Annotated in this window: 18 protein-coding genes; 16 read left to right on the forward strand and 2 right to left on the reverse strand. The window is 58.0% G+C overall.

The window, feature by feature from the left end:
* Positions 1–221 precede the first annotated feature (221 nt).
* Positions 222–1,535: an OprD family porin gene (locus CKW13_RS02425; RefSeq protein ID WP_095106608.1), complete on the reverse strand. Its 1,314-nt coding sequence runs from the start codon at positions 1,533–1,535 to the stop codon at positions 222–224.
* Between the two features lie 912 nt (positions 1,536–2,447).
* Here CKW13_RS02425 and CKW13_RS02430 point away from each other — a divergent pair.
* Entirely contained in the window at positions 2,448–2,873 is a 426-nt protein-coding gene (locus CKW13_RS02430) for an HIT domain-containing protein (protein WP_095106610.1), read from the forward strand.
* A 3-nt stretch (positions 2,874–2,876) separates the two neighbouring features.
* A complete protein-coding gene (locus tag CKW13_RS02435; RefSeq protein WP_095106612.1) occupies positions 2,877–3,083 on the forward strand; it encodes a SlyX family protein in 207 nt (68 codons plus the stop codon).
* 67 nt (positions 3,084–3,150) lie between these two features.
* On the opposite strand, the gene CKW13_RS24865 is transcribed toward CKW13_RS02435, so the two are convergent.
* Positions 3,151–3,753, reverse strand: coding sequence for a cold-shock protein (locus tag CKW13_RS24865; protein WP_095106614.1), 603 nt, complete (start codon positions 3,751–3,753; stop codon positions 3,151–3,153).
* 403 nt (positions 3,754–4,156) lie between these two features.
* Here CKW13_RS24865 and CKW13_RS02445 point away from each other — a divergent pair, with 403 nt between their 5' ends.
* The 14 genes from CKW13_RS02445 (at position 4,157) to pal (ending at position 15,603) form a co-directional block, all read left to right on the forward strand.
* Positions 4,157–4,627: a Dps family protein gene (locus CKW13_RS02445; RefSeq protein ID WP_095106616.1), complete on the forward strand. Its 471-nt coding sequence runs from the start codon at positions 4,157–4,159 to the stop codon at positions 4,625–4,627.
* A gap of 288 nt (positions 4,628–4,915) precedes the next feature.
* A complete protein-coding gene (locus CKW13_RS02450; RefSeq protein WP_095106618.1) occupies positions 4,916–5,281 on the forward strand; it encodes a ribbon-helix-helix domain-containing protein in 366 nt (121 codons plus the stop codon).
* A gap of 178 nt (positions 5,282–5,459) precedes the next feature.
* Positions 5,460–5,681 carry an FmdB family zinc ribbon protein gene (locus CKW13_RS02455; protein ID WP_095106620.1) on the forward strand — a complete coding sequence of 74 codons (222 nt, stop codon included), beginning with the start codon at positions 5,460–5,462 and terminating at the stop codon, positions 5,679–5,681.
* 108 nt (positions 5,682–5,789) lie between these two features.
* On the forward strand, positions 5,790–7,565 hold the full coding sequence (aspS, locus tag CKW13_RS02460) for an aspartate--tRNA ligase (protein ID WP_095106622.1): 1,776 nt from the start codon (positions 5,790–5,792) through the stop codon (positions 7,563–7,565).
* Positions 7,566–7,710: 145 nt separating this feature from the next.
* Positions 7,711–8,457, forward strand: a complete 747-nt coding sequence (locus tag CKW13_RS02465) for a YebC/PmpR family DNA-binding transcriptional regulator (protein ID WP_095106624.1) — start codon at positions 7,711–7,713, stop codon at positions 8,455–8,457.
* Positions 8,458–8,597: 140 nt separating this feature from the next.
* Positions 8,598–9,122, forward strand: coding sequence for a crossover junction endodeoxyribonuclease RuvC (ruvC, locus tag CKW13_RS02470; protein ID WP_095106626.1), 525 nt, complete (start codon positions 8,598–8,600; stop codon positions 9,120–9,122).
* A gap of 115 nt (positions 9,123–9,237) precedes the next feature.
* Complete coding sequence (ruvA, locus tag CKW13_RS02475) at positions 9,238–9,846, forward strand: Holliday junction branch migration protein RuvA (RefSeq protein WP_095106628.1); 609 nt, start codon at positions 9,238–9,240, stop codon at positions 9,844–9,846.
* The gene (gene ruvB, locus CKW13_RS02480) at positions 9,847–10,908 is read left to right on the forward strand and encodes a Holliday junction branch migration DNA helicase RuvB (protein ID WP_095106630.1); all 1,062 of its coding nucleotides are present in this window, start codon (positions 9,847–9,849) and stop codon (positions 10,906–10,908) included.
* A 139-nt stretch (positions 10,909–11,047) separates the two neighbouring features.
* Positions 11,048–11,515 (forward strand): tol-pal system-associated acyl-CoA thioesterase, encoded by a 468-nt coding sequence (gene ybgC / locus CKW13_RS02485; protein ID WP_095106632.1) that lies wholly within the window; start codon positions 11,048–11,050, stop codon positions 11,513–11,515.
* Entirely contained in the window at positions 11,505–12,200 is a 696-nt protein-coding gene (gene tolQ, locus CKW13_RS02490) for a protein TolQ (RefSeq protein ID WP_095106634.1), read from the forward strand. The genes ybgC and tolQ overlap by 11 nt, the downstream gene beginning before the upstream one ends.
* A gap of 23 nt (positions 12,201–12,223) precedes the next feature.
* Positions 12,224–12,676, forward strand: coding sequence for a protein TolR (tolR, locus tag CKW13_RS02495; RefSeq protein ID WP_161955761.1), 453 nt, complete (start codon positions 12,224–12,226; stop codon positions 12,674–12,676).
* A complete protein-coding gene (gene tolA, locus CKW13_RS02500; RefSeq protein WP_095106636.1) occupies positions 12,676–13,755 on the forward strand; it encodes a cell envelope integrity protein TolA in 1,080 nt (359 codons plus the stop codon). Before tolR ends, tolA begins: the two co-directional genes overlap by 1 nt.
* A gap of 17 nt (positions 13,756–13,772) precedes the next feature.
* On the forward strand, positions 13,773–15,053 hold the full coding sequence (gene tolB / locus CKW13_RS02505; protein WP_176465027.1) for a Tol-Pal system beta propeller repeat protein TolB: 1,281 nt from the start codon (positions 13,773–13,775) through the stop codon (positions 15,051–15,053).
* Positions 15,054–15,105: 52 nt separating this feature from the next.
* Positions 15,106–15,603, forward strand: a complete 498-nt coding sequence (pal, locus tag CKW13_RS02510) for a peptidoglycan-associated lipoprotein Pal (RefSeq protein WP_003178634.1) — start codon at positions 15,106–15,108, stop codon at positions 15,601–15,603.
* The last annotated feature ends 1 nt before the right edge of the window (position 15,604 follow it).

The following is a 15,604-nucleotide window of genomic DNA, read 5'->3' on the forward strand; positions in this document are numbered from 1 at the left end:
TTTTTATGCCTATGAAAATCAATGCTTTTATTTTTTGACGCATAACTAATGGGGGCCGTACCCGTGGCTCGGTAACTAGTCGAGCTTAGTTAGTTGGTTAGCTTGCTATTTAGTTGCTGGGGTTGTGCAACACCCAAGCCATAAAAAAGGCGCCCCCCATATTCAGGAGGGCGCCTTCTTAGTTACAGCAGCGTTTAGGGCGCTGTTGAACTACCAAGCGATTACAAGATGCTCAGTGGGTACTCAACGATCAGACGGACGTCGTTGTTGTTGCCGCTGTCACCCAGGGATTCGTTGGCGCGGTAAACCGCACTGCGGAAGCGGAAGGACAGATCCTTGGCCTGGCCTTCTTGCACTACGTATTTGGCTTCGTAGTTCCATTCGTGTTCTTTGCCTTCGCCATTGCCGCCGGTATCGATATTGTCACCGGTCACGTAGCGAGTCATCAGGCTCAGGCCAGGCACGCCGTATTCAGCCATGTTGATGGTGTACGCGGCTTGCCACGAACGCTCATCCTTTTGGTTGAAGTCGGAAATCTGGATGGAGTTGGCCAGGAACACGGTGCCGCCGCCATCTACGCCGTAGTAGTAGCCTGCGTCGCCGCTGGAGCGTTGGTGCGCGATGGTGAACTTATGGGAACCCAGGGTGTAGGCCGCTGCCAGGGACCAGATCTTGTTGTCGACAGCGCCTGCCAGCTCCTGGCCGTCGCCCTTGGTACGGTAACCGTTGAAGTCGAAGTTCAGCGACTGGCTGTCTGCGATTGGCAGGGTGTAGTTCAGGTTGACGTACTGCTTCTTGAAGTAGTCATCAATATCGGAAGCAGCGACGCCGCCTACGAAATTATCGGTGAACTGGTAAGTCGCGCCCGCGATGTTGGCGGCTGTCAGGCCTGGGGAGTGCTTGCCATTGATGCTGTCACGGCCCATGCCGGTTTGCGAACTCATGGCGCTGAAGCGGCCAGCGGACAGCTCCAGGCCTTTGATTTCCTTGCTGGTAATCAAGGTGCCGGTGGCGATCTCTGGCAGCAGGCGGCTGTCATCGGTGGAGAACACGGGGCTTGCAACGACTTGGTTGCCGTATTTGAGGACGGTGTCCGAAAGGCGGAATTTCACAGCACCGCCAGCGCGGGACTGAGTGTCTTCCGGTTGGCCCTCGCCATTGTTGGCGAACAGACCGTTACCCGCACGGCCCGAGCCGCCATCGAGTTTGACCGAGCCGCCGGCAAAGGCATCAACGCCCACGCCGATGGTGCCCTGAGTGAAGCCCGACTCAAAAGTCACCAGTTCGCTCAGGCCGGTGTCCTGACGATAGCCGCTAAGTTTGTTGTTAGGACCGCTGGTGTAGTTGCCGTTAGGCTTGCGAACGTTGCCGTTGCCATTCTTGAAGTCGCGGTTCATGTACTCCATACGAGTCTTTGCGACGAGCGAACTGTCTTCAACAAAGCCTTTGGACTCGTCCTGGGAGGACGCGATTGCGAACTGCGAGGTGCCTGCTGAAACAGCCAGTGCGATCATGCTCCACTTCATCACGCGCATCGTGATTTGCTCCTTTGGTTTTTAGAAGAGTGTTGCCGCTCCACCTGTTTTATTATCTGGGCGGCTCTTTCTTTTTGTGTCGGCGCAAACTTATATCACGCTGACAATGTTGGCGATACTTGCGCCTCTATCCTTTCGGCATCTTTACGACCATGTCGCAAACGGCTCGATAGGTGTCGCAAATTTAACCTCCTGCTGTCATCGTGCTGACAACTTTCACGCTGCTTTAGAGCCTTTGGCACGGATGAAAAAGACGTTGTGCCAAACCAGCGCGATCACCATGGGCAGCCTTGCCACTCTTGTTATGAGTCTTGAAGAGCACCCTGCTAGGAAGGTCTCTTTTCGACAATGGTGTGGGTGAATGCAACAAGCGTGCACAAATCCGATTTCTGTCGCTGTTTTTTTCTAAATACGCATGCTCCCCTGTAAAGGCCTCATAAAGCCGGGGGTTGAGCGGATTTTTTTGGGGCTTGACGCAGGTTTTTTCCTGGTATTCAGCGTCGGTGGACGAACCCGTTATTTCAAAACGTTACCGGTTCACACCGAACGCTGGGTAGACGGCGGATGCTCGACGCACTAAGAGTAGCCGCGCCGCGCGTTTTTGGTGCGCAGGCGATGAGCGGTCTTTTGCGGGCGGCTCGGGGGAGCGTGCAACGCCGGCAAGGTTACTGCGGGGGATAGTGCTTAATTGAAACCGCCGCCCACCCCGATTGCCCTGAATGGTGCATCAGCGTAAAAAATGTCCGATTTTGGGGCGTGTGCTGGTAGGGGGAGCCTGCCCGGTAACCCTATTGTGCCCTGGCCCGTGAAGGCAGGTGCATTCGCAGGTATGCTGCTGGCCTGCAGCCCGATTTTCCGTGTCAAGGCCGGGAGCCGGGCAGACTTCAGATCAACTGAGCGGGAGTACGCCCAGTGTTTGCTTTAGATGCACGACTTGAACAAGACACCCTCGTTATCGGGGATTTCCCCCTGTCGCGGTTGCTGCTGTCCAATGATTCGACTTACCCATGGTTCATCCTGGTGCCCCGTCGCGACCAGATCAGTGAGTTGTTCGAGCTCGACACTGGCGACCAGCAGCAGCTGTGGCTGGAAACCACAGCGTTGGCGGAGTTACTCAAGGATTTGTTCGACGCCGACAAGATGAATGTGGCGACCCTTGGCAACGTCGTCAGTCAATTGCATATGCACGTTATCGTGCGCAAGCGCGACGATGCCGCCTGGCCGGCGCCGGTTTGGGGCAAACATCCGGCCAACCCTTATAGTGCAGAACAGGCCGCGGCGATTCGTGCGCGTTTGCGCCCGGTGCTGACTGACAACTTCATCTTCGTGGAGAATTGAGCCATGAGCCTGGAAAACCGAGTGACCGAACTGGAGAGCCGCCTTGCTTTTCAGGATGACACCATCACTGCCTTGAATGATGTGCTGGTGGCTCAGCAACGTGTGGTCGACCGTTTGCAACTGCAAATGGCCGCGCTACTCAAACGCCAGGAAGAAATGGTCGGGCAGTTCGAGACCTTCGAGCAGGACGCGCCGCCGCCTCATTATTGAGGGGCTGATCGCCAGGCAATAAAAAACCGCGAGCAGCCTGGCTGCCTCGCGGTTTTTTTTTAGCCGATCAGCGGCGCGGCAGGGCAGCGATCACGTCTTCGGCTTGCAGGCCTTTGTCACGGTTCATCACCGAGAACTCAACACGCTGGCCTTCGACCAGGACGCGGTGGCCTTCGCCACGAATGGCGCGAAAGTGCACGAAGATGTCATCACCGGAATCGCGGGAAATGAAGCCAAAACCCTTGGAGGTGTTGAACCACTTCACCGTACCGGTATCGCGGTTGCTCATGTCGTAGCTTTGGGAGGCGGCGACCGGCGATGAGGTATAGAAGCTGATGCCCAAGTGCAGTAGCACCGCCAGCAAAGCGGTCAAGCCGCTGACCAGAATGGCCGGTTGACCGGCGATTACCGGTAATGGCGCGAGCAGGGTAAGGATTTGCAGGACTACGGCAAGGACCAGCAGCGCGCTGACCAGGTTTTGCAGCTGATGGCGCGGACCTTTGTTCCAGTAAGGAATGACGGGGGCCAGGACCAGGTTGAGCAGGCCAAAGAACGCCAGGTACAGCGCATCGGGTTGTTCCAGGTAAGGGACGGCTTCGGATCGCAGACTGGGAATAAAGGACAGCAGCAAGGCTGCCGCGCCCGTTAGCAGGTGGACGATTTTCAACATTTTGATTAACTCACGTTAAGACGGATCACAAGGAAGAGCGGATTGCGTACGGTTCGCTTCTGAACAGTGTGAGGCGCTGGACACGTACGCAGATCAGCCTATGCGCGGCGCCCAGGTAGACGGGCGCAACGACACACGGTCTATTTAACAGCAAAGGCTGCACCTACTCAAATCCGGTAACAGCTCACTTTTCCCGCGGCCCAGGGGCTGCGCCCCGATTTTTGCGGGCGAAGGCCTGATCTAGACAGGTGGGGCGGTGAATTGCGCTTGTCTGGCCCTTTGTCGGTTGCCCCTATCGCGCGTTGGAGGAGCGGGTGGCAATCAAGCCTGCAAGCCCCCAGGACTCTTGCTAGAGTGGCCTTGCACCTGCTGGATGAGTTCAATCATTTTTTAGGGGATAAACATGGCTATTGATATTGGTATCAGCGAAGAAGATCGCAAATCGATAGTAGAGGGGCTCTCGCGCCTGCTGTCGGATACGTATGTACTTTATTTGAAGACCCATAACTTTCACTGGAACGTTACCGGGCCCATGTTTCGCACGCTGCACTTGATGTTTGAGGAGCAATATAACGAACTGGCCTTGGCCGTCGACGCTATTGCCGAACGTATTCGTGCCTTGGGTTTTCCTGCGCCGGGTGCTTATTCAGTTTATGCGCGGTTGTCTTCCATAAAAGAAGAGGAGGGTGTGCCCAGCGCTGAAGATATGATAAGGCAACTTGTGCAAGGGCAAGAGGCGGTGACACGTACCGCGCGAGGTATCTTTCCTTTACTTGACAAAGTGAGTGATGAGCCTACTGCAGATCTATTAACTCAGCGTATGCAAGTACACGAAAAAACCGCATGGATGCTGCGTTCTCTACTCGATCACTGATTGCGTTTTTTGGCGCGAGCGATGCCGTTAGGCAGCGCTCGCGCAAGGCTTTTCTGGGGTTGGGAGTGGCGCTGGGTTGGGCAATCCAATTCGGTGTCTTTGGTTTTAATGTGGTATCCACTTATATTTATAATATTTTAACGGGATATAAATCGCTCCCCTATTGTTGGCTTGTCCTACAGCTGTAGTCATAAAGTCGTCTGGATATAAATATCTGGTTAAGCTTTTATAAGTAACAGATTGTTTATTTTCTGTCGAAATAATACGCGGCAAAGGAGTGTCAAGGTAATGGGGAGAGGGGTAGGTAAAGGTATAAGGGAAATAAGCCGCTTTCAGGATGTAAAGGTTGATCCTTTTGTTCGTGAGTTTGATATGGGGTTGGCTCAACCGTTGTCTCGGTCGGTGCGATTGAACGGCTTTGCAACTTGCCTGCGGCTTGAACAAGTTTACTGGGATATTTTGGCCGATATTGCCAAGGTCAACAGTTGTACCGTGAGTGCGTTGCTTTCCTATGTTGATCGGGAAGTTCACCTGCGCCATGGCGGGGTAAAGAATTTCAGTGGATTGGTGCGGGTCGTGTGCGTAGTTCATAGCTTGAAAGAGGGAGGAGGCTTTCGGTTCAAGGCCGGTCAGGCTGGCAGGCTCGAGGTTTGATCCGGATCGGCGTGTGCGAATGCGCCGGTGATAGCGTTGGGTTGAGGGGGCAGGTGCAGCAGGCGTCCCGCTGTGGGCTGCACAGGCTCGATTTAATGGATATAATCCCGCTCTTTGCTGTGTAGTCCAGGCTCTTGTGCGGGCTCGGGCTGTAGAACGGATTTGCGAGACGTCCCCCATGCCCATGTATGACTATCAATGTGCTTCCTGCGGTCATCAGTTGGAAGCCATCCAGAAGATCAGCGCCGCGCCGCTGGTCGATTGCCCGGCCTGCCAGGCCCCGCAGTTGCAAAGAATGCTATCGATGCCCGGTTTTCGCCTCAGTGGCTCGGGCTGGTACGAGACCGATTTCAAGACCGGTGCCAAGAAGAACCTGGCCGGTGGCGACAAAGCTGACTAAGTTGAACTCCACGCGCGAGGTCTTGCCTCATCGGGCGCCCGGTTCAGGGTGCGGCGGTAGGCGAGAGCTCCAACCGAATGTCGAATTACGAGAAGTGAAATCACCATCATGATGCGCAGCCATTATTGCGGCCAACTGAACGAGAGCCTGGAAGGTCAGGAAATTACCCTTTGCGGATGGGTCCACCGTCGTCGCGACCATGGCGGGGTGATTTTCCTCGATATCCGTGATCGTGATGGTCTGGCCCAGGTGGTATTCGATCCGGACCGCGCCGAAACCTTCGCCGCTGCCGACCGTGTGCGCAGCGAGTACGTGGTCAAGGTCACCGGCAAGGTGCGCCTGCGTCCGGCCGGCGCCGGCAACGCCAACATGGCTTCGGGCATGATCGAAGTGCTGGGTTATGAACTCGAAGTGTTGAACGAAGCGGAAACCCCGCCGTTCCCGCTCAACGAGTTCTCTGATGTTGGCGAGGAAACGCGCCTGCGCTACCGCTTCATCGACCTGCGTCGCCCGGAAATGCTCGAGAAGCTGCGCCTGCGTTCGCGCATGACCACCAGCATCCGCCGCTACCTGGACGAAAACGGCTTCCTCGACGTCGAGACGCCGATCCTTACCCGTGCCACGCCCGAGGGTGCCCGCGACTACCTGGTGCCAAGCCGCACCCACGCCGGCAGCTTCTTTGCCTTGCCGCAATCGCCACAGCTCTTCAAACAGCTGTTGATGGTCGCCGGCTTCGATCGCTACTACCAGATCGCCAAGTGCTTCCGTGACGAGGACCTGCGTGCCGACCGCCAGCCGGAATTCACCCAGATCGACATCGAAACCAGTTTCCTCGATGAAAAAGACATCATGGGCCTGACCGAAGGCATGATCCGCAACCTGTTCAAGGAAGTGCTGGATCTGGAGTTCGGCGAGTTCCCGCACATGACCTGGGAAGAGGCCATGCGCCGCTACGGTTCCGACAAGCCTGACCTGCGTAACCCGCTGGAACTGGTGGACGTTGCCGACCAGCTCAAGGACGTCGACTTCAAAGTGTTCAGCGGCCCAGCCAACGACCCGAAAAGCCGCATTGCGGCTCTGCGCGTTCCGGGCGGGGCGAGCATGCCGCGCAGCAAGATCGACGACTACACCAAGTTCGTCGGCATCTACGGTGCCAAGGGCCTGGCGTACATCAAGGTCAACGAGCGCGCCAAAGGTGTCGAAGGCTTGCAGTCGCCTATCGTCAAGAACATCCCCGAGGCCAACCTCAATGTGATCCTCGATCGCGTTGGCGCAGTCGATGGCGATATCGTGTTCTTCGGTGCCGACAAGGCCAAGATCGTCAGCGAGGCCCTGGGTGCACTGCGGATCAAGGTCGGTAACGACCTGAACCTGCTGACCTGCGAATGGGCGCCAATGTGGGTCGTCGACTTCCCGATGTTTGAAGAGAACGACGACGGCAGCTTCACTGCGCTGCACCACCCGTTCACTGCACCCAAGTGCACCCCGGCCGAACTGGAAGCGAATCCGGCGACCGCGTTGTCCCGTGCCTACGACATGGTGCTCAACGGCACCGAGCTGGGTGGCGGTTCGATCCGTATCCACCGTAAGGAAATGCAGCAATCGGTATTCCGCCTGCTGGGGATCAGCGAAGCGGAACAGGAAGAGAAGTTCGGCTTCCTGCTCGATGCCCTGAAGTACGGTGCTCCGCCCCACGGTGGCCTGGCCTTTGGCCTGGATCGCCTGGTGATGTTGATGACCGGTGCGCAGTCCATCCGTGAAGTGATCGCGTTCCCGAAAACCCAGAGCGCTGCGTGCGTCATGACCCAGGCCCCAGGCCTGGTGGACGCCAAGGCCCTGCGTGAACTGCACATTCGCCTGCGTGAACAGCCCAAGGCTGAGTAAGGGCGAACGGGCGGGCTGCCTGAAGGCGCGGTAGTTTTCATGCAGTCTGCTAAGGCGCATCTTCGGATGCGCCTTTGCGTTATGCGGTTTGAATCCTGCCTGGGGCAGGGCGTGTGAGGTTGTTTAAGAATTCTGGAGTCGTGTTATGGCTGGCCATTCCAAGTGGGCGAACATCAAGCACCGCAAAGAGCGTCAGGATGCCAAGAAAGGCAAGATTTTCACCAAGTGGATCCGTGAGCTGACGGTCGCTGCCCGCCAGGGCGGCGGCGATCCGGGCTCCAACCCGCGTTTGCGCCTGGCCTTGGATAAAGCCCTGGGCGCGAACATGAGCCGCGATATCATCGACCGCGCCGTGGCGCGTGGCGCGGGGGCTGCGGACACCGACGACATGGTCGAGCTGACCTACGAAGGCTACGGCCCGGGCGGCGTGGCGGTGATGGTCGAGTGCATGACCGACAACCGCAATCGCACGGCCGCGGCGGTGCGCCACGCTTTCAGCAAGTGTGGCGGCAACCTGGGCACCGACGGTTCGGTGGCCTATCTGTTCGAGCGCAAGGGGCAGATCAACTTCGCGCCAGGCACCGACGAAGACGCGCTGATGGAAGCGGCGATGGAGGCCGATGCCGACGACGTGGTGACCAACGACGACGGTTCCATCGACGTGTTTACCTCGTTCTCCAGCTTCTATGCGGTGCGTAATGCCCTCGAGGCCGCAGGCTTCAAGGCGGCGGATGCGGAAATCGTCATGTTGCCCACCACCAGCGCCGAGCTGGACCTGGAGGGCGCCGAAAAGGTGCTCAAGCTGATCGACATGCTGGAAGACCTGGACGACGTGCAGAACGTTTACTCCAACGCGGACATTGCTGATTCGGTGGCCGAACAGTTGGGTTGATGGCTTCAAACCTTCGGGTGGCTTGCCCGCAATTGTGTGGCCTCGTTGCAACTGATCCACTGAGGCGGTTGTATCGCGTGCAAGCCTGTACCCACCGCCGGCGCTATGCTGGCTCAATTTCCCTCCGACCCGCAGGCGTTATGACTCTTATTCTTGGCATCGACCCTGGCTCACGTATCACTGGCTACGGCGTGGTACGCGATACCGGCCGCGGTTGTGTCTATGTGGCATCAGGGTGCATTCGTACCGGTGCTGGCGAATTGCCCGAACGCTTACAAATCGTCTATCGCGGCGTGCGCGAGGTGATCCAGACCTACGGGCCGGTCACCATGGGCATCGAAAAGGTGTTTATGGCGCGCAACGCCGACTCTGCCTTGAAGCTGGGCCAGGCCCGGGGCGCGGCGATTGTCGCGGGGGTGGAGGAAAGCCTGGAAATTGCCGAGTACACCGCCACCCAGGTCAAGCAGGCTGTGGCCGGGACGGGCGCGGCGAACAAGGAAGTGGTGCAGATGATGGTGATGCACTTGCTCAAGCTCACCACCAAACCGCAGATCGACGCCTCCGATGCCCTGGCGATCGCCATTTGCCATGCCCACACCCGTTCCAGCCTGTTGCCTCATGGCCTGGGAGCGGCACGTAGCCGTGGCGGTCGCTTGCGTCTCTGATAGCATCGGCGCAGTCATTTCGGAAGTTGAGTGTTTTGGGCCTGGGTTGTCGGCCGCTTCACTCACTCCGCTACCCGCCAGCCTTTGCGCTGGCCAACGCTCAGGGATCTGAAACGTGATTGGACGCTTGCGCGGCACCTTGGCTGAAAAACAGCCGCCGCACCTGATTCTGGATGTAAACGGCCTGGGGTATGAGTTGGAAGTGCCCATGACCACGCTTTATCGACTACCGTCGATCGGTGAGCCCATCACGCTGCACACCCATTTGGTGGTGCGCGAGGATGCCCAGTTGCTTTATGGCTTCATTGGCAAGCGTGACCGCGATTTTTTCCGCGAGCTGATTCGCCTTAACGGCGTCGGCCCCAAGTTGGCCCTGGCATTGATGTCGAGCCTGGAAGTCGATGAGCTGGTGCGTTGCGTGCAGGCCCAGGACACCTCGGCGCTGACCAAGGTACCGGGCGTGGGCAAGAAAACCGCCGAGCGCCTGCTCGTGGAACTCAAGGACCGCTTCAAGGCCTGGGAGACCGTGCCGAATATGTTTGCCTTGGTGCCGAATCAGCCGGATGCGCCGATCCCCGTGGCCACCGCTGAAAATGATGCGGTTAGTGCGTTGATTTCCCTGGGCTACAAGCCGGCGGAAGCCAGCAAGGCGATTTCCGCCATCAAGGAGAAAGGTTTGAGCAGCGAAGACATGATCCGCCGTGCCCTGAAGGGAATGATTTAAGTGATTGAAGCTGATCGTCTGATTACCGCCAGCCCCGGCCCGCGGGACCGCGAGGAAGTCCAGGACCGGGCGATTCGCCCCGTCAGCCTGGCTGAATACATCGGCCAGCCCACGGTTCGCGAGCAAATGGAGTTGTTTATCCAGGCAGCACGCGGGCGCAATGAGTCCTTGGACCATACGCTGATCTTCGGCCCGCCAGGCCTGGGTAAGACCACCCTGGCCAATATCATTGCCCAGGAAATGGGCGTGTCGATCAAGAGCACCTCGGGCCCGGTGCTGGAACGCCCCGGTGACCTGGCGGCGCTGCTGACCAACCTCGAGCCGCACGATGTGCTCTTCATCGACGAAATCCATCGCCTGTCACCCATCGTCGAAGAAGTGCTGTACCCGGCCATGGAGGACTTCCAGCTCGACATCATGATCGGCGAGGGCCCGGCGGCACGCTCGATTAAGCTCGACCTGCCACCGTTCACCCTGGTGGGTGCCACCACGCGCGCGGGCATGCTCACCAACCCGCTGCGGGATCGTTTCGGCATCGTCCAGCGCCTGGAGTTCTACAGCACCGCCGACCTGGCCACCATCGTTAGTCGTTCGGCGGGCATCCTCGGTTTGCCGCTGGACCCTGAAGGCGCGTTCGAGATCGCCCGCCGTGCCCGGGGCACGCCACGGATCGCCAACCGCTTGTTGCGCCGGGTCCGTGACTTTGCCCAGGTCCGCGCCAAGGGGCATATCACCAAGGCGATTGCTGACCTGGCGCTGAACTTGTTGGATGTCGATGAGCGCGGTTTCGATCATCAGGACCGGCGCCTGCTGCTGACCATGATCGAGAAGTTCGATGGCGGGCCGGTGGGTGTCGACAGCCTGGCCGCCGCCATCAGCGAAGAACGCCACACCATTGAGGATGTACTGGAGCCTTACCTGATTCAGCAGGGCTACATCATGCGCACACCGCGGGGGCGGGTGGTGACCCGGCACGCTTACCTGCATTTTGGCTTAAACATTCCGTCACGTATGGGCGACAGGCCTGTGGCAGACGAGTTTTTGGACGTTGTGGGCGATTAAAGGGTGTCTTGTCAGTGATTTATTTCTGCGTTGTGAGGTCTTATACGCTTCAGTGTCGGACTTTTCGCTTGAAAGGTGCGCAAGAATGGAAAAACAGTTGCCTGGCTGGATTGGCAACCTGAGGAGTAAGCACTAGAGTATGCGCGCGCAAAACGGGCTTGAGTCGTTCGCACATCGTTGTCGCGTTTATTACGAGGACACCGATGCCGGCGGCATCGTGTATTACGTTAATTACCTAAAGTTTATGGAGCGGGCTCGAACCGAGCGGCTACGTGAGTTGGGCTTTGCCCAATCGCAGCTGGCCGGCGAGGACCTGTTGTTCGTCGTGCATTCCAGCGAAGCGCGTTACCACGCCCCGGCGCGACTGGACGACGAGCTCCTGGTAAGTGCACAAGTAATCGAATTGAACCGGGCCAGCCTGCGCTTTTTGCAACAGGTCAGGCGAGCCACGGATAACGTGCTGCTCTGTGAAGGGCAGTTTTTGGTGGCCTGTGTGCGCGCCGATAGTTTGAAACCCCGGGCCATTCCCGAAGCTCTACGTGCGGCCTTTGCCGGCGTGAGCGGCGCGGGTAAACATTCAGAGCAGGAGATAAAGCGTGGAAGCTAACGTCGTCGACCATTCCTCCATGTGGAGCTTGGTCAGTAATGCCAGCATCGTTGTTCAGTTGGTAATGCTGACGCTGGTGGCCGCATCGGTCACTTCATGGGTCATGATTTTTCAGCGCAGCAACCTGCTGCGCGCCGGTCGACGTGCCCTGGAGAGCTTTGAAGAGCGCTTTTGGTCGGGTATCGATTTGTCCAAGCTCTATCGTCAGGCGGGCAGCAATCCCGATCCGGACTCGGGTGTGGAACAGATCTTCCGTGCCGGCTTCAAGGAATTCTCCCGCTTACGCCAGCAGCCCGGTGTAGACCCGGAAGCCGTAATGGAAGGCGTGGCCCGCGCTATGCGCGTGGCCATTTCCCGCGAGGAAGAAAAGCTCGAGCAAAGCCTGCCATTCCTGGCGACCGTGGGTTCTGTTAGCCCCTACATCGGTCTGTTCGGTACGGTCTGGGGGATCATGAACTCCTTCCGCGGTCTGGCCACCGCCCAGCAAGCGACCCTCGCCACCGTAGCACCAGGCATTGCCGAGGCCCTGATTGCCACCGCGATCGGTTTGTTCGCGGCCATTCCAGCCGTTATCGCCTACAACCGCTTTGCCGCGCGTAGCGAAACCCTGATTAGCCGCTACTACACCTTCGCCGATGAGTTCCAGGCGATCCTGCACCGCAAAGTGCACACCAGCGAAGAATAAGCAGGTATTTCCCGATGGCGTTAATCGCTAGAGCTCGCAAAAAGCGCAAGCCGGTTGCCGAGATGAACGTGGTGCCTTACATCGACGTGATGCTGGTGCTGCTGGTCATTTTCATGGTGACCGCGCCCATGCTCAATCAGGGCGTGAAGGTTGATCTGCCCAAGGTTTCCAGCGAAGCCTTGCCTCAGGACAACAACACCCAGGTCCTGACCATTTCGATCAAGGCTGACAAGACCTACTACTGGAACCTTGGCAGCGAAGTCGATACCGACAAGCAGCAGGACAAGGCCATGACCTTGCCGCAGATGACCGACGCGGTGACCAAGATCATTCGTGCCGGCAACGAAGGCGGCAAGCACACCCAAGTGTTCATTCGCGGGGATAAAACCGTCGATTACGGCGCGGTCATGGGGGCCATGGGCGGGTTGCAGAAAGCCGGGGTCGGTAATGTTGGCCTGATTACCGAGGCGCCCTGATGCAACAACAGCGAGAGCCCACGGCTTCGGAAAGCTACTTCTGGCCGAGTGTCTGGGCCATAGCCTTGCACGTTCTGGTATTTGGCATGCTGTTCGTCAGCTTTGCCTTTACGCCGGAGCTGCCGCCGGCCAAACCGATCGTCCAGGCGACCCTGTACCAGCTCAAGTCGAAAAGTCAGGCGACCACCCAGACCAATCAGAAGATTGCGGGTGAGGCGAAGAAATCCGCCGCGCGCCAGACCGAAGTCGAACAGATGGAGCAGAAGAAGGTCGAGCAGGAAGCGGTAAAAGCTGCGGAACAAAAGAAAGAAGAGGCGGCTCAAAAGGCCGAGGAAGCAAAGAAGGCCGACGAGTCCAAGAAGGCTGACGAAGCGAAAAAGGCCGATGAGGCCAAGAAAGCCGACGAAGCCAAGAAGACCGCTGAGGCGAAAAAGGCTGAAGAGAAACAATTGGCTGATATAGCCAAGAAAAAAGCCGAAGAAGAAGCCAAGAAGCTGGCAGAAGAAGAGGCCAAGAAAAAGGCCGCTGAAGAAGCCAAGAAGAAAATAGTCGAAGACGCGAAGAAAAAAGCGGCTGACGACGCCAAGAAAAAAGCCGAAGCGGACGAGGCGAAAAAGAAAGTCGCCGAAGACGCCAAGAAGAAAGCGGCTGCCGACGCAGCCAAGAAAAAGGCAACGGAAGCCGCGCGCAAGTCGACCGAAGAGAAAAAGGCCCAGGCCTTGGCTGACTTGCTATCCGACACCCCGCAACGTCAGCAGGCTTTGGCCGACGAGCAGGGCGATGAAGTCGCCGGCAGTTTCGACGACCTGATTCGCGCCCGCGCTGCGGAAGGTTGGGCGCGTCCTCCTTCGGCCCGCAAGAACATGACGGTAGTGCTGCAAATCGGCATGTTGCCGGATGGAACGGTCACATCGGTAACGGTAGCCCGCTCCAGCGGTGATGGCCCGTTTGATAGCTCTGCGGTCGCGGCGGTCAAGAACATTGGTCGCCTGACGGAAATGCAGGGAATGAAGCCGAGCGATTTTGCTCCCTATCGTTCATTCAAGATGACATTCACACCTGAGGATCTAGCCTTGTGAGAAACCTTCTTCGAGGAATGCTTGTCGTTATTTGCTGCATGGCAGGCATGGCGGCGGCAGACGAAAAAAACATCCTGGTCACCAGCGGTAGCGATCGGGCCACCCCGATCGCGGTAGTGCCGTTCGGCTGGCAGGGCGGCAGCGTGCTGCCGGACGATATGGCGGAAATCATCGGCAACGACCTGCGCAACTCGGGTTACTACTCGCCGATCCCCAAGCAAAACATGATCGGCTTGCCCACTCAGGCTAGCGAAGTGATCTACCGCGACTGGAAGGCCCTGGGCGCCCAGTACATTATGGTCGGCAGCATTGTCCCGGCGGGCGGTCGCCTGCAGGTGCAATACGCGCTGTTCAACGTCTCTACCGAACAGCAAGTGCTGACCGGCAGCGTCTCGGGCAGTGTCGATCAGTTACGCGACATGGCCCACTACATCTCTGACCAGTCGTTTGAAAAACTCACCGGCATCAAGGGCGCGTTCTCTACCCGCATGTTGTACGTGACGGCCGAGCGTTTTTCGGTGAACAACACCCGCTACACCCTGCAGCGCTCCGACTATGACGGCGCCCGCGCAGTGACCCTGCTGCAATCGCGCGAGCCTATCCTGTCGCCGCGTTTCGCTCCCGATGGCAAGCGCATCGCTTATGTGTCGTTCGAGCAGAAGCGCCCGCGCATCTTCGTTCAGCACATCGACACCGGCCGTCGCGAGCAGATCACCAACTTCGAAGGCCTGAACGGCGCGCCATCTTGGTCGCCCGATGGTTCGCGACTGGCGTTCGTGCTGTCCAAGGACGGTAACCCGGATATTTATGTAATGAACCTGGGGTCGCGCCAGATTTCCCGCGTGACCAGCGGCCCAGGCATCAACACCGAACCGTTCTGGGGTAAGGATGGCTCGACCATCTACTTCACCTCCGACCGGGGCGGCAAACCGCAAATCTACAAAACCAGCGCGAGTGGCGGTGGTGCTGAGCGGGTGACTTTTATCGGTAACTACAACGCCAACCCTAAGTTGTCGGCCGATGAAAAGACCCTGGTGATGATTCACCGGCAGGAAGGCTTCACTAATTTCAAGGTCGCGGCCCAGGATTTGCAGCGCGGAAGCGTAAAAATCCTTACAGATAGCACACTTGATGAGTCGCCTACTGTTGCACCCAACGGCACCATGGTAATCTACGCCACCCGCCAGCAGGGCCGGGGAGTCTTGATGCTCGTGTCCATTAATGGACGCGTAAGGCTCCCGCTTCCTACCGCTCAAGGCGAAGTCAGAGAACCTTCCTGGTCCCCTTACCTGAACTGACGCGGCGCTACACGTTTTACTTAACACACTGGGGTTCATTAGGAGTTTCACGATGGAAATGCTGAAGTTTGGTAAGTTTGCTGCGCTGGCTCTGGCCATGGCTGTAGCTGTAGGTTGCTCGTCCAAAGGCGGCGACAACGCCGGTGAAGGCGCTGTTGATCCAAACGCTGGTTACGGCGCTAACACTGGTGCTGTAGATGGCTCCCTGAGCGAAGAAGCTGCTCTGCGCGCAATCACCACCTTCTACTTCGAATACGACAGCTCGGACCTGAAGCCAGAAGCCATGCGCGCTCTGGACGTTCATGCCAAGGACCTGAAAGCAAACGGCGCTCGCGTTGTTCTGGAAGGCAACACCGACGAACGTGGTACTCGTGAGTACAACATGGCGCTGGGCGAGCGTCGTGCGAAAGCCGTTCAGCGCTACCTGGTACTGCAAGGTGTTTCCCCAGCTCAGCTGGAACTGGTTTCCTACGGCGAAGAGCGTCCAGTTGCTACCGGCAACGACGAGCAGTCCTGGGCTCAAAACCGTCGCGTCGAACTGCGTAAGTAAT

The organism is Pseudomonas sp. Irchel 3E20 (assembly GCF_900187645.1).
Lineage (GTDB): Bacteria > Pseudomonadota > Gammaproteobacteria > Pseudomonadales > Pseudomonadaceae > Aquipseudomonas.

Coding starts and splice junctions, on each gene's coding strand:
- ruvC (WP_095106626.1), top strand. CDS start 8,598: ATGACTCTTATTCTTGGCATCGACCCTGGCTCACGTATCACTGGCTAC.
- ybgC (WP_095106632.1), top strand. CDS start 11,048: ATGCGCGCGCAAAACGGGCTTGAGTCGTTCGCACATCGTTGTCGCGTT.
- CKW13_RS02450 (WP_095106618.1), top strand. CDS start 4,916: ATGGGGAGAGGGGTAGGTAAAGGTATAAGGGAAATAAGCCGCTTTCAG.
- CKW13_RS02435 (WP_095106612.1), top strand. CDS start 2,877: ATGAGCCTGGAAAACCGAGTGACCGAACTGGAGAGCCGCCTTGCTTTT.
- aspS (WP_095106622.1), top strand. CDS start 5,790: ATGATGCGCAGCCATTATTGCGGCCAACTGAACGAGAGCCTGGAAGGT.
- tolA (WP_095106636.1), top strand. CDS start 12,676: ATGCAACAACAGCGAGAGCCCACGGCTTCGGAAAGCTACTTCTGGCCG.
- CKW13_RS24865 (WP_095106614.1), bottom strand. CDS start 3,753: ATGTTGAAAATCGTCCACCTGCTAACGGGCGCGGCAGCCTTGCTGCTG.
- CKW13_RS02445 (WP_095106616.1), top strand. CDS start 4,157: ATGGCTATTGATATTGGTATCAGCGAAGAAGATCGCAAATCGATAGTA.
- CKW13_RS02455 (WP_095106620.1), top strand. CDS start 5,460: ATGCCCATGTATGACTATCAATGTGCTTCCTGCGGTCATCAGTTGGAA.
- CKW13_RS02425 (WP_095106608.1), bottom strand. CDS start 1,535: ATGCGCGTGATGAAGTGGAGCATGATCGCACTGGCTGTTTCAGCAGGC.
- tolB (WP_176465027.1), top strand. CDS start 13,773: ATGCTTGTCGTTATTTGCTGCATGGCAGGCATGGCGGCGGCAGACGAA.
- CKW13_RS02465 (WP_095106624.1), top strand. CDS start 7,711: ATGGCTGGCCATTCCAAGTGGGCGAACATCAAGCACCGCAAAGAGCGT.
- pal (WP_003178634.1), top strand. CDS start 15,106: ATGGAAATGCTGAAGTTTGGTAAGTTTGCTGCGCTGGCTCTGGCCATG.